The organism is Flavobacterium sp. KH_035 (assembly GCF_057839565.1).
On the sequence record NZ_CM174492.1, the window covers coordinates 840,517 to 854,250 of the forward strand.

Sequence of the window (13,734 nt, forward strand, 5' to 3'; positions counted from 1 at the left end):
CCGTAATAATCATCCTCTTACTCATCTGATAATTCTTCATCCGTAATTTCGTCCTGCCCAAATGTAGCTGTACTATCAACCATAGTACTGTCTATAGCTGCATAAGCACTATCCTGAGCTACTTCGGTTTCATCAACTTCCGGAACAAAAGGAATCGCTTTACTTATTTCACTTGAGGAATACTGTGGTGAAATTAATTGATTCAATCCAAAATATAAAGAACTTCCAAAAATAAGAACCGAAAGAAGTATCATTAAACCACCTAGAAGTCCGCTTACTTCATTAACCGAATCTTTTATCCTTAAAAAAAGCCCTATAACCAAGCTCGCGATAAACAGAATTCCCAAAAAAATAGAAAATCGTAATCCGAAACCAGAATAGTCTTTTATACCTATTCCAAAATCTATTATCACACAAATAACAGAAGACAGAAATACTATGGCACCAACAACCAGATTCGCAAAAAAAGAAATACGCCAGAATTTATCTTCGTTGCTGTTTTCTAAATCCTCAACCTCTGAATCGGACTGTAAAATAGAAATTATCAAACGCTGAATGAGGATCGAAATACCTAATATCATCAAAAGAAAGAAACCGATTAAAAGTAAAATCAATTTTGGAATAACCGCAAAAGCAATACCATACTCTATATTATAAAGCACAAAACCAAATACAGTTAATACAAAAAACTGAACAATTAAAATTATTTTGTAAGATTTTATCATTTTAAAATTTAAATATAATGTACTCGTATTTCTCTCAAAACCTTATAAACCACATCCTTATTACCTTCCTTATTTCTTCTTGCCCAAAAACTGTAAAACCACACAATATCTGAATTGGACTTATAAAAACCTTTATTTTTTTTAAGCTCTTTTATTACGTAAGGAGAACAAACCTTTTTAATTTCCGGTAAAAATTTTCCAATATTATTTTCATCAGAATCTATATTGTTTTGCATAATCTCGTAAATTAGATCTAGTTTTCCAGCATCTTCACCTACATCGTGATACGTAAATAACAACGCATCAACGACTTGATCAAACTGATTACTACGATATGTTTCTTTCGAAACTGTACTAAAAAGAATCCACTTATAACTTTGAAGCCCATCATAAAGACGCACGGGGCGGTCTTTTAGATGCGAAATAAAATTAATCACACGATAATCATTATCATATGTTTGTCCTGCAAGAACACTATACACATACATCCTAAGTCCCACTAAGTCAAATGAATTTCCGATCTTTTTTACGAAAAAATCATCCCTCATTGCGTTCCATGAATCAACAACCGTTGACTTATCCAATACCAGAGCCTGTAGTTTTTTTACTTCTTCACTTGATTCATAGTCACTTTCCTGGTTTTCTTCACTTTCTTCACTTTCTTCACTTTCTTTGTAATTACTTTCTTTTCCTTGTTCACCATATTCGCCCTCATAACTATCCTCACTTTCTGAATATTCTTCAGAATCTTCCCCTTCATTTACCAAAACTCTTTTTTCATTTTTATGCCTCACATAATTCTCAGAATTATTTATGAATTGCCTTACAAAAACAACGTCAAAAACAAAAGCAACAATAATTATAAAAAAACCAAATATCAGAATAATAGAGGCCAATGTTTTATTTGATTTCCAGTAAATTCCAGATACGAGAAAAAAAGAAGCCACCACTAAACTTAATAACAAAACAACTAAGCATCTTAAAAAAATCAAACTATAGAAAAGAACAGGCTGATCAATTACAAATGAATCTTGTCGAAAAACACCTACTGATACAACTGCAATGAATAACAAAGTAAAAACATTACAATAAAAGGCAAATTTCCAGAAATTCTGTCTGCGTTTTATTTTCAAAATTTCTGATTCATCAACCAAGACATCTTCTTGTTTTGAAAACAAACTAAAAAGCGCAAGAACCAAACCAATACCAAAAACGAATAATGGAATAGCATAACCATAATTAAACTCATAAGGATGAAGTTCTCTAATTCTGATTACTTTTTGACTTTTCGGATTAGAGAGTATAAAAACACCTAATAAAAAAACGGGGATAAACTGAAGTAATAATACGTTTTTAAAAAACTTAGTTTTTTTATTCATAAATTGGGTTAAGAGTTGCGTAGGAATTTGTCCAAAACTATTAAAAAAATTAACATTTACCGTCTGTTTTCTTTTTATTTTTCAAGAAAACAGACGGTCTTTTAGGCAAATACTAGGAAATCAATAATCAATCCTTCTTGTGTTGTTCCGTATAGTTTTGATTTCCTTTAAGAGCTTCGTCATGCACATTCATTCCGTGTGACATTCCCAGCATGAAAGCAGTTAGTATTACTATGAATTTTCTTTTTATCCAATGAAGTGGTCGCTTAGATTGCTCTAAACGTTTTTGATTATTGTGTTTATACATTTTAAAAATGATAAATGATTAGACATTATTTTATCATCGTATGCGTTGAAGCGCATAAAAGCTCAAAAAATTAAGCTATGTATAAACTTGTTTTGAAATTACCGGAATGAATTGTTTCATTTACAAAAACAGATTGTTTTATAAATGAACTTAATTTCTGAAAAAGAAATATTTGTAAATTTTGAATTACCCGAATTTGAAAACTAAAAACATCTTTATTAGAAAGATAATCAAGAACAATCGAAAACATTGTTTTTGTTCGGGAAGTTGATTTTGCAAACTTGTATAATCGGGAACTAGAAAAATCTAATTCTCGTCTCAAAATCACAAATGAAGATTGGTAATAATCTGCCGATTTTGAGGGAGAAACTAAAGTACCATCACTCGCAATCACGACAAAAGCCATAAAGAGCGAAAGTAGGTATTTTGTATAGTTTTTCAATTTTGGTTTGATTTATTATAATTTCATTTCCATAACGGGCATAAACCTGTCTTTTATTGCGGTTTCGAATGCTCCGATTTTCACAAAACCCATTTTTGAATAAAAACCTTCAGCATTTGGCTCTGAATCGAGTTGAATGGTTCGAATTTCAGCTTCTTTCATTCGGTCTAAAAAATCGAGAAACAGGTATTTGCCAAAACCTTTACCAATATACTCAGGCAGGATAAACAGATTATCCATTTTTACATTCTTTCCATCTTCAAAAAGATAAGAATAATAACCAATTATTACGTTATCCTTTACCAATTTGAATACATCATGCTCCCTTATATAATCTTGAGAAATAGTAAGGCTCACCTCCCACTTTTGAATTTGCTCTGCCGAATATCCCCAATAAGCTTTTGACTTCTTGGTTATTTGTGTTAGAATTTCGCTATCGGTTGTATTTGCTTTTTCTATCCTCATTTTTATACAAGATGAAAGCGAAGATATGAATTAAAACAAAAGTTCTAATCTACTAGAAGACTATTTCTCAATTGACTTATACTGTATTTGCTTCCGGGGTCTCTTTTCTATAAAGAAGCAAACCTAATCCTACTAGAAAAACAATACAACTCAACAACATAAAAACGCCATTTTTTAAAATGAAAAATGAAAAACCAACTGCAGGCGCAGCAAAAACAACCATTAAGACAAAGATCAAATGAGTTTTTATAAAGTTTAAAGCATGGATCGCCAAACCTATAAAAAGCAACGAAGGTCCAACAATAATAAACGGATATAAAATCAAGGGTGTATTACTAATATGAATGCTTAAAGCTTCTCTCGCGGCATCGTTATCTCCAAAACTTGACATTATAAAATCAATCGTACAAAGACCAATGTGCGCAATAACACCCATAGTTGTTATAAAAGAGGCTACAGCATTCAACTTATTTTTAGGAAAAACATCATTAAATGCTACCAAAAAACAAGCTCCGACAAGATTGAACCAATGTGCAAAATCAATTGGGCTTTGAATGTCCGGTAAAACTTTAGAAAATAGTAAATAACTGATCCCGAAAAACAGCAATCCGAGGAGGCAAAAATGTTTTGTTTTCATAATTTATTTTAAAAATTGAAAAAACAAACCTAAAACGAAAAACCAGCTTAATTGCCTATTTTACTGACTTAGGTACAAAACATATCGTTTTAGGTACGAAATTATAAGGCCAGTAAATTTTCTTTAAAACTCTTAGAAACCGGAAGTTCAATTTGGGTTAGCACAATCGTATTTTGATTTCTCCAAGATTTAAAATGGAGTGGATTTATCAAATGTGAACGGTGTATTTGAACTAAAAAAGCAAAATCGTCCTGAAGTTTTTTGAGCGAAGTACGAATCAATTTTGAACGCAGCTGATCATTTTCGGTATAAAAAATCTCCACGTAGTTTTGCGCATTAGAGATGCAAACCAAATCGCTTGTTTTGATTTTTAAAATATCTAATTTGTTTTCACCTTTAATAACTAAAAGATCTTCTTTTACCGGAATCAGTTTAAGCAAATATCTTCTGGCCAGAACGATTACGGGAGTTAAAACTAAAGTGACTTTAATAAATATTATAGTGAAGAATTCCGTAAAACGATATCCTCCATTTAAAATCGGGCTTTTGTAATATCCAAAAACTGCAATGAAATAAATCAGGTAAAAAAAGATAAGACTTACTGCTTCGAGACCCATATTCCACTTTGCTATCTTTTTGTAAACCCTCCTTTGAACAATCGCAAGAAAAGCATAACATACCAATGCTGTTACACTAAAACCGATGCTCATTAAAAACCATGTCCAAAAATTCAATGTTCCATCATCGAAAGGTCTTATGATAAAAGCAAAAACAAAAATCCATAAGGCTATAAGCAAACCTACTATTAGATTGTGTTTTAGAGATGTATTCAATTGTTTCATTTAACTAGAGAATAGTTATGTCCTGTTTTTTCCGTTACTTATAAATTGTAAACTTGTTATGCGTTAACCCAAAACCAAGACTTTCGTAAATCAGTACATTTTCCACTCGTCTTTTATTAGTGGTTACTTCAATACTTTTCAAATTATTCCGATCGGCATACTGCAAAATCTCATTTATTAATTGCCTTCCAATGCCTTTCCCGCGATAATTTTGATGAATAAAAAACTCCTGAATTTCGCCCACCAAACCGCAATGATGAAGGAGATTTTGGGTGTGAAAGCTAATAAAACCTAACCCTTCAATTTCATTTTCGGCAATTAGATAAACATTCTTTTTATTTGAAATGTTTTCTTCGAATATTTTCTTAAAAACTTCAAAATCTAAAATTTCATTTTCAAGTTCGTTTATAGCTTGGTAAACAAAATCTAAATCCTGTTTTTCTACTTTTCTGATTTGGATTTTTCGATTTTCCATCATTTTCTGCCCTTCTATTAAAAATAAGTTCTTTCATATACACCAACAACTCCATTAAGTTTTAAAATGTTTACTTGCCATAGAAATACTTACAACAGACTCACATTCCTAAAACTATTTATAAATCCTGCCTATTAATTTTTCGTATCTTCTTTTTTACAAACTCAATAGTATCCGTTTTTCTTGGACTATCCCAACCTATCTTATTTGCAAAATCAACTTGTTCAACTACAACTCCAATCGAATCATTTAGCTTCTTCAAATAAATATCTTTAAATTTTACTTCATTAGATGTTCCTCCAGTAGAATTCAAACTATCTAAAAGCTTAAAAGAAAACGGAACCTCTTTTACATAATGAGATTTGAAATAGATCCTAAACAAAATTTCTTTTCTATAACTTCTCCTGTTACTAAAAGAATCAATAATTGTAACTGCAGAGTCTATTCGTAGTGTTGAATTATCAAGTAACAAAACCTCTTTAACATTAGGCTGAAAAAAATACTTTGTAGAAAATAACAAATGTTTATACCATGCATCTGATGGAAAATAACTTACAATAATATACCCTAAAGAGAAAAAATAGAACCCTATTGTCAAAACAGTATATCTTTTTAAGAATGTGCCGACAATCCTTTTTTTCCAGAATTTCAAAAACAGATATGCTTGAAAAGTAAAGAAAATTAAAAACAATAATATGAAAATCATTTTTTCAATGAAATCATTTTTTCGACTAAAACTCAAAATATAAAAGTTCAGGAAAAAGCTAGTTAAGCACAATAACACAAATATTCCATAGAAAATAAGATTCGATTTTATTATGTCGGAAAAACTTATTTCTTTCCATTTTTTAAAAACAGTGATAATGACAACTGACATCATCGCCGAAACAGCAAATAAACGAAAAGCGACTATAAATAAACTTATTTTAGTATCAATATGGGGCTGGCCGTACAACATTTTTCTTGATTTTTTTTTTAACCAATTCGCTCAAATTTCTGCTTATATTTCACAACATAAGCATTCCATTCCTCTTTATAAATTTCATAATCATAAACCGAAGTTGCATAATCAACAACTTCTTTACTAAAGTGATTCCCAAAAATAGTGTCAAGATGCTGTATTCCGGAATCGATGACACTTTTTAAAATGGATAATTTATCCTTTTCGTTTTCTTTGCAAATCTTGTCGAGCCACAATCCTTTACCAATTTTCACATATGCTTCAAGCAAACTATCGGTGATAAATTCAGCAGGAACATCATTAATGTTCGGTTCGTGTTTACCGTTTTTAAAAGTCGTTATAATTAATTCTTCTGAATAAAAATGACTAGGAATCAATGAAACCAATGTTCCGCTTTGAGCTGCTTGCCAACAAAGTTCTTCGGTTATAAATCGATCGGGAATTACCTGAAGCGCAAAACCATCTTTACTCACTAATTTCTCGCAAATTTCAGGCGTAATAAAATCTTTGTCCACAAACGGTAACGCATGATGGGTGATATTCAGTGCCATCTCGCACAATGCTGCTGTTTTAAACTCCAGCGGAACTATTTTTAAATCTCTGTAATTGGACGAAACTCTCTTTTGCCAATATTCCTGATTTTTCAGCAACGGATTACTTCCTTTTAAAACTAACTCCCCTTTCTCCAACTCTCTTTTTAGTTCTTCAAAAGTTGTTATAAGCGGGTTTTCCAGATGCTTGCGCAATTCCATTGAAATAACTTCCTCGTCACTGTCCTCATCATATTCGGATTCATTTTCAAGGTCCATGTCGTCCGTTTTATCATTATAATAAAACAAGTCATTTTTACGATCCGCAACTGTGGTATAATGATCTTCGACTATAAAAACCGGAGCTTCAATACAGCCCGAACATTTAAAATTACCATGATTATAACAAGTCATCACTACTTCTTTGGCTGTAACATTACCTTCAATTTCGACATACGAACCTCCCAACAGCATGCTTTGACAACTTACATCTCCTTTAATAAAAACATAAGGTCCGTAATCGCCTTCGGCATTTATAATTGTTCCGTTTACAGAGAAATCCCCATCTACTATGACTCCCTCGATTCTAAGATCTCCCATTTCTTTTAAGGGAAGATTTAATACCCCGGCAAGCCATTTTTTCTCTTTATCCTCATAAAGGTCCAAATAAAAATTGCCTTCAAAATTTACACTTTCGGGCGCAACCAAAAAGAAATTCTCCTCTTCCCATTCCTCAAAATAATCGAAACCTTCTCGATCGATTAAAGTTGGATATTGCGATTTGACTTCTTTGATTGTAATTAATTTGAAACCTGAATAATGCATTTTATTTTTTATTGGGCAGTTATTTTATGCTAGATTATACAATATTACGCGATAATGTCATTTCTTCAAAATCAAAACAAGTAAGAAAAGTTGTATTTTTACAACATTGGAAAACAATTTACAAAATGTATCCCACAAGTGAATACTTGTTTTCGACCAAAACCAAAAAATGTAAAAAAAAAATTAAATATCTTTGAATTATGAGCACAGCACCAAAACCTAGACATATCGGTCGAAACATTAGCCGAATTAGAGAACTGAGAGATATGAAACAGGAAGCCCTTGCACAAGCAATTGGCACAACCCAGCAATCGATCTCTATTATTGAAGGAAGCGAAAGCGTTGATGACGAAAAACTTAAAAAAATCTCTGAAGCTTTAGGTGTACCAGCTGAAGTGATAAAAAATTTTTCAGATGAAGCTGTTTTTAATATTATTGGAAACACTTATCATAATGATGCTTCTTCTATAAAAAATAATAATTGCACTTTTAACCCGTTAGACAAACTTCTTGAATCTTACGAAGAGAATAAAAAGCTTTATGAAAGATTGGTTGAAGCGGAAAGAGAGAAAGTGACTCTTTTGGAAAATTTACTAAAGCAAAAATAAGCATAAATAATATATTTATAGAAAACCGAAGTTCTGACGCTTCGGTTTTTTTATGCCACAGATTAAACTGATTTTAAAAGATTTCTTATCAGTACATTGACTGAAAACGATAAATTTCGAAAAACGCTCTGAAAGAGCTTTAGCAATAGGATGGTACAAAGTGCCATCGGGAAAAAACACATTGGCATATAAGCCCTGAAAGGGCGAAAGCCTAATCTCAAAGAAAACATTCTTCAGATCATACATCTTGTTTATTTAACTTACTTCATAATTGCTTTTACCCTTTCAGGGTAATACTTACTGTTCGTTTAGTTTGTAGTACGCTGCACTACGTTGTTGCTTTTGGGCTTTCAGCCAGTTTTAAAAATCTCGAAAACTTATAATCACAAATCCGAGCGATCAGATTAATGTGCTGTATTATTAAATAGAAACAATTTAATATTTTTCAGTTTCTTAAAAAACGAATTCGCGTGAGGGATAGAGGCGGTATCCTTTTATGAAGTGAAACGGAATAAAAGATATAGCCGAAAGCCCGACCCGGAGGGACACGCCCAAATACTAATCAGTTTACTATTTTAATTACGACTGAAAGATCTTATCTGTTTGTAAATTTTCCTGTACAAAAGTAGTTATAGAGACCAAAAAAGGTTTTAGATTTGAACCTAAACCAATACCACTATTTTTGACCTATGAACCTATATCAGAAAAACTTATACTTTGTATGCATTTCATTATTTATAGCCGTGAGTTACATTTTGTATGGTTATTTTTTTAGAAATTTTATTACTCAGCCTGATTTACCTAAAAAATATTTAGCGTATAAAAACTTAGAAGACACAGTAAAATCTACTCATTATGAAATTTTAAGTTTAGGAGATAATTCTCTTAATACGAATACAGTTTACTTTTCGCCATTGTCTGAAACTGTTGTTTTTGAATCGGGAAAGGAAGGTTTTGGTAATGATAATGATGAATTTAGATTGCATTATAAATTCGACAACAAAGGAAAACTAATTGACAGTTTAAAGACGCGCAGATATGATTCGTATGAAATTTATGAATCGTATTTACTTTCGAAAAAAAATTATATCTCGTGGATTATTGACAATGATACTATTCGCCATAACTACATCGAACTTAACCCCAAAGCCGACTGGACTTTTGAACGTACGGAAGAAGAGTACAATAAATTAAGCAAAAAAGCGAGTTCTATTTATTGTTTTAAAGCTCAAAAACTCAATTACAATAGCGATGACGTAGGCCAATATTTTGATAAAGCCCTTTTTTTGATAGATAAAAAATGGTATGCTTTGTATGGTAAAAATTTATTTAAAGAAACTGTTTCTGAACCTTATCAAAAAATATTTGCGCCGGTTTATACACACAAAGTAAGTAAACTTGGTAGTAATTCCTGGCGCGTAAATGCTTTTTATGATATTGTGATAAAAAATGACACTCTGAAATTAAAAACCGAAGTCTGGAGTGATCGCACAGATGTGATTTATTATAGTCATCCAGCAAATCCTGCATTTTGCATTCTAAGGCACTCTACTTATTTTATTATCAGACCAATAAATTAACGCATTATGAAAACAAAACAGCCGATGATGAAAAGTTTTTCTTGCGCCATAATAATTACGTTACTTTTTTTTATCGTTTTTAGCGCTCAAGGAAACGATTCTTTTAATCAAACAATGGGTATACTTGTAGGCATTCCGATTACTTTTATTTGTACAATGTTTTATTGCTTAATAATCATGTTTTTTGAACACGTGAAGGTTATTGCGCCAAGTTTCCTTTACCGTTTTGCCGTTCCTTTTTCGTTTTGCTGTGTAGCTTCGATCCTGATTTGTAATCTAAATGATATACCGGTGGTCGACAATTTTCAGCAGTTTTCGTTTCTGGAATATTGGCAGGAAATAAGCATTCCTATATTGGTATTGTTTACGATCAATATGATAATTGCGGGAATATTATCTGTGAAATAAAATGAAAACAAATAATAAAACTTTAAGAAATCAATTTCATGCTGTTTGCTGAAAAAACGTAATTTTGAAATTCGAAGTTCAAAAACCGAATTATTATGAAATATCACCAAATAAACAGCGCTCTTTTTGTAAAAAACCGCAAAAAATTCACGGCAGAAATGAAACCTAATTCAGTTGCCGTTTTTAATTCCAATGACATTTACCCTGTTAGTGCCGACAGTACTTTGCCATTTGCACAACACAGAGATATTTTTTATCTGAGCGGTGTAGATCAGGAAGAAAGTATTTTGCTTTTGTTTCCCGATGCTCCTTACGAGAGTCAAAAAGAAATTCTTTTTCTAAAAGAAACCAGCGAACACATTGCAATCTGGGAAGGTGAAAAACTGACTAAAGAACGTGCTTTTCAGGTTTCAGGAATCAGAACGGTGTATTGGTTACAGGATTTTCATAAAATTTTGAACGAAATGATGACGTATGCCGATACGATGTACATTAACACTAACGAACATTACCGCGCTACAGTGGAGACAGAAACCCGTGAAGCTCGTTTTGTAAAATGGTGGAAAGAGCATTATCCGGCACACAACGTAGCCAAAAGCAACCCGATTTTACAACGTCTTCGTTCTGTAAAAGAAAGTGAAGAACTTGATTTGATTCAGCAGGCTTGTGATATTACCGAAAAAGGTTTCCGCAGATTATTATCATTTGTAAAACCAAATGTTACCGAATACGAAATCGAAGCCGAATTAATTCACGAATTTATCCGTAACCGTTCTAAAGGTTTTGCTTACACGCCAATTATTGCTTCGGGAAATAATGCCAATGTTTTGCATTACATCGAAAACAACCAGCAATGTAAAGACGGAGATTTAATTTTATTGGATGTTGCTGCCGAATATGCGAACTACTCCAGTGATTTATCCCGAACTATTCCGGTTTCTGGAAGATATAACGAAAGACAAAAAGCAGTTTACAATGCTGTTTTGAGAGTAAAAAACGAAGCTACAAAAATGTTGACTCCGGGAACGCTTTGGAAACAATATCATGTTGAAGTGGGTAAAATAATGACCTCTGAATTACTTGGCTTAGGTTTGATCGACAAAGCCGATGTTCAGAACGAAAATCCGGAATGGCCAGCATACAAAAAATATTTCATGCACGGAACATCTCACCACATGGGACTGGACACGCACGACTACGGATTACTTCACGAACCAATGAAAGCCAATATGGTTTTTACAGTTGAGCCAGGAATCTACATTCCGGCCGAAGGGTTCGGAATTCGTTTAGAAGACAACGTTGTGGTACAGGAAAAAGGAGAACCTTTTAACTTGATGCGCAATATTCCGATTGAAGCTGAAGAGATTGAGAGTTTGATGAATGAATAGATAAGAAAAAAGCCCTTAATAAAATTTATTAAGGGCTTTTTCAATTTTATAAATCAACTATTATGCGATTTTTGCGATTTGCACATCCAACTGGAATTTGCCGGCAGCTTCACTTTCATCAATCAACTCAAAAAGCTCTAAAGCTCTTCTTGCGTTTTTCTCTTCTTCTCTCTGCTCAGCAACATACCACATCATAAAATCTTCTGTAGCATAGTCATTTTCAGCTCTACATTTTGCAATTACTTTATTCACTGCTTGTGTAACTGCAATTTCATTCTGCAAAGCAATTTCAAATACTTCTCTCAAAGAAGCAAATTCCTGCTGCACTTCTGGAATAGACGGCGTAATGGCAATCCCTCCCATATCTGTAATATATTTGAAAACTTTTAGGAAATGCTCTCTCTCTTCTTCGGCTTGTTTGTACAAATAAGATGCTGTATTGGCATAACCATTTCTATCTAACCATGCAGCCATAGCTAAATATTTATTAGAAGCGTCACTTTCTAATTTTGCTTGTAAGTTTAATATATTTTCTACACTTTCAACTAATGAAGTACGTGTTCTTAATAAATCTTTCATATCCTCTAATTTTTATATGTGTAAAATTACAAAAATTAAAGAAGGCTCCTCTAACTGCTTGGAAATTTGGATTTGATCTAAGTAAGAATCTAAATAAGCTCTACGTTTACAATGTTACAAAGCATAGAATGTAACGTGAGTGTAAATTTAGTTCCGTTTAATAAATCTCTTAACTGCACTATTTCACAGATAGTAAGATTTCTGGAAAAATTTCTTTTGGTGGTTTCAATCAATTGTGCGTCTGACTGATCAGATAAGTCATAAAGCATATTAAGAATGTCAACGCTATTAACCTTTCTTTGAAAAATCAAAAAATCATGAATTTTGTAACTTGACACTGTATCAACAAAATTGATAATTATACTATTAGTCAAATCACATTGATAACTATATCCTTTTTCGGTTTCAAATAAAACTTTGGTGGTCAAATCACTAACTAACGCCATTCTGATAAAATATAATAACGTTGCAAAAATATAGAATTTAAAGCAATAAAAAACATAATTAAGACTAATTTAAAATAACAAAATCATTTAATGTTCTTAAAAACAACGATAACTCACTAAAGAGTGTAACATTCTACGGCATTATTAGTCTAATTTTAAAAACAAATAAATTAAGAAATTATGCAAGCACACGAAATAGATTATCATATTTTCGGGGAAGAAATGCAATATGTTGAAATAGAACTGGACCCGCAGGAAATTGTAATTGCCGAAGCTGGCAGTTTCATGATGATGGAAAACAATATCCAGATGGAAACGATATTTGGAGACGGTTCTCAACAGCAAGGCTCAGGTTTGTTTGGCAAACTTTTAAACGCAGGTAAAAGAGTTCTTACCGGCGAAAGTTTATTTATGACAGCATTTTTAAACCAAGGCAATAGCAAAAGCAAAGTTTCATTTGCGTCGCCATATCCTGGAAAAATCCTTCCAATTGATTTAACAGAATTTCAAGGCAAATTTATCTGCCAAAAAAGCTCGTTTTTATGCGCTGCTAAAGGTGTTTCTGTCGGAATAGAATTTTCTCAGAAACTTGGACGTGGTTTATTTGGCGGTGAAGGCTTTATTATGCAGAAAATCGAAGGAGATGGAATGGCATTTGTACATTCGGGCGGAACAATGGCTAAAAAAGTATTGGGGCCAGGCGAAGTTCTAAAAGTAGATACCGGATGCATCATTGGTTTTACCAAAGATGTAGATTATGATATTGAATTTATTGGCGGAATTAAGAATTCTATTTTTGGCGGCGAAGGATTATTTTATGCCACATTAAAAGGTCCCGGAACGGTTTACATACAATCGTTGCCTTTCTCGAGACTGGCTGACCGCATTATTGCATCTGCACCAAAATCTGGCGGAAACAGCCGCGAAGAAGGTAGTCTTCTTGGCGGATTAGGAAATCTTTTAGATGGTGATAACCGATTTTAATTTGTAATGGCTTTCAGAAATGGAAGCCCTTTTTAATTCGTTCACAAACTGTATTCTGCTATAAATAAATTTATTCCAGTTTTAAAGATTTCCCAATTAAATCAAGACATCTCGACATTTTACTTCAGCTTTCTTAACTTTGTGCCTGACAAC

At 32.5% G+C, this 13,734-nt stretch carries 16 protein-coding genes; 5 read left to right on the forward strand and 11 right to left on the reverse strand.

Translation table 11 applies throughout. The annotated features are described in order from the left end of the window. Positions 1–17 precede the first annotated feature (17 nt). The 9 genes from AC3IS6_RS03745 to AC3IS6_RS03785 all read right to left on the reverse strand — a co-directional run bounded on the left by AC3IS6_RS03745 (position 18) and on the right by AC3IS6_RS03785 (position 7,588). Positions 18–725, reverse strand: a complete 708-nt coding sequence (locus AC3IS6_RS03745) for a hypothetical protein (protein ID WP_489163649.1) — start codon at positions 723–725, stop codon at positions 18–20. An 8-nt stretch (positions 726–733) separates the two neighbouring features. Beyond that, complete coding sequence (locus AC3IS6_RS03750) at positions 734–2,104, reverse strand: hypothetical protein (RefSeq protein ID WP_489163651.1); 1,371 nt, start codon at positions 2,102–2,104, stop codon at positions 734–736. Between the two features lie 377 nt (positions 2,105–2,481). Beyond that, entirely contained in the window at positions 2,482–2,853 is a 372-nt protein-coding gene (locus AC3IS6_RS03755) for a hypothetical protein (protein WP_489163653.1), read from the reverse strand. A 15-nt stretch (positions 2,854–2,868) separates the two neighbouring features. Further along, entirely contained in the window at positions 2,869–3,318 is a 450-nt protein-coding gene (locus tag AC3IS6_RS03760; RefSeq protein WP_489163655.1) for a GNAT family N-acetyltransferase, read from the reverse strand. A 76-nt stretch (positions 3,319–3,394) separates the two neighbouring features. Further along, the gene (locus AC3IS6_RS03765; protein ID WP_489163657.1) at positions 3,395–3,955 is read right to left on the reverse strand and encodes a hypothetical protein; all 561 of its coding nucleotides are present in this window, start codon (positions 3,953–3,955) and stop codon (positions 3,395–3,397) included. Positions 3,956–4,056: 101 nt separating this feature from the next. Then, entirely contained in the window at positions 4,057–4,797 is a 741-nt protein-coding gene (locus tag AC3IS6_RS03770; RefSeq protein WP_489163659.1) for a LytTR family transcriptional regulator DNA-binding domain-containing protein, read from the reverse strand. A gap of 34 nt (positions 4,798–4,831) precedes the next feature. Further along, positions 4,832–5,275 (reverse strand): GNAT family N-acetyltransferase, encoded by a 444-nt coding sequence (locus AC3IS6_RS03775; protein WP_489163661.1) that lies wholly within the window; start codon positions 5,273–5,275, stop codon positions 4,832–4,834. A gap of 115 nt (positions 5,276–5,390) precedes the next feature. Continuing rightward, positions 5,391–5,924, reverse strand: coding sequence for a hypothetical protein (locus AC3IS6_RS03780; protein WP_489163663.1), 534 nt, complete (start codon positions 5,922–5,924; stop codon positions 5,391–5,393). Positions 5,925–6,247: 323 nt separating this feature from the next. Beyond that, positions 6,248–7,588 (reverse strand): bactofilin family protein, encoded by a 1,341-nt coding sequence (locus AC3IS6_RS03785; protein ID WP_489163664.1) that lies wholly within the window; start codon positions 7,586–7,588, stop codon positions 6,248–6,250. Positions 7,589–7,788: 200 nt separating this feature from the next. Between AC3IS6_RS03785 and AC3IS6_RS03790 the strand changes: the two genes are divergently transcribed. From AC3IS6_RS03790 to AC3IS6_RS03805, 4 genes are all read left to right on the forward strand, one after another. Further along, positions 7,789–8,196, forward strand: coding sequence for a helix-turn-helix domain-containing protein (locus AC3IS6_RS03790; protein WP_489163665.1), 408 nt, complete (start codon positions 7,789–7,791; stop codon positions 8,194–8,196). A gap of 689 nt (positions 8,197–8,885) precedes the next feature. Continuing rightward, positions 8,886–9,776 (forward strand): hypothetical protein, encoded by an 891-nt coding sequence (locus tag AC3IS6_RS03795; protein WP_489163667.1) that lies wholly within the window; start codon positions 8,886–8,888, stop codon positions 9,774–9,776. Positions 9,777–9,782: 6 nt separating this feature from the next. Next, the gene (locus AC3IS6_RS03800; RefSeq protein WP_489163669.1) at positions 9,783–10,184 is read left to right on the forward strand and encodes a hypothetical protein; all 402 of its coding nucleotides are present in this window, start codon (positions 9,783–9,785) and stop codon (positions 10,182–10,184) included. A gap of 95 nt (positions 10,185–10,279) precedes the next feature. Continuing rightward, positions 10,280–11,572 (forward strand): aminopeptidase P family protein, encoded by a 1,293-nt coding sequence (locus AC3IS6_RS03805; protein ID WP_489163670.1) that lies wholly within the window; start codon positions 10,280–10,282, stop codon positions 11,570–11,572. A 60-nt stretch (positions 11,573–11,632) separates the two neighbouring features. Here the strand turns inward: AC3IS6_RS03805 and AC3IS6_RS03810 are convergent, their stop codons facing one another. Both AC3IS6_RS03810 and AC3IS6_RS03815 read right to left on the reverse strand, forming a co-directional pair. Next, complete coding sequence (locus tag AC3IS6_RS03810) at positions 11,633–12,151, reverse strand: ferritin (RefSeq protein WP_263362127.1); 519 nt, start codon at positions 12,149–12,151, stop codon at positions 11,633–11,635. 89 nt (positions 12,152–12,240) lie between these two features. Then, positions 12,241–12,597 (reverse strand): hypothetical protein, encoded by a 357-nt coding sequence (locus AC3IS6_RS03815; RefSeq protein WP_229354070.1) that lies wholly within the window; start codon positions 12,595–12,597, stop codon positions 12,241–12,243. Positions 12,598–12,777: 180 nt separating this feature from the next. Here AC3IS6_RS03815 and AC3IS6_RS03820 point away from each other — a divergent pair, with 180 nt between their 5' ends. After that, entirely contained in the window at positions 12,778–13,581 is an 804-nt protein-coding gene (locus tag AC3IS6_RS03820) for a TIGR00266 family protein (RefSeq protein WP_489163673.1), read from the forward strand. Positions 13,582–13,734 lie beyond the last annotated feature (153 nt).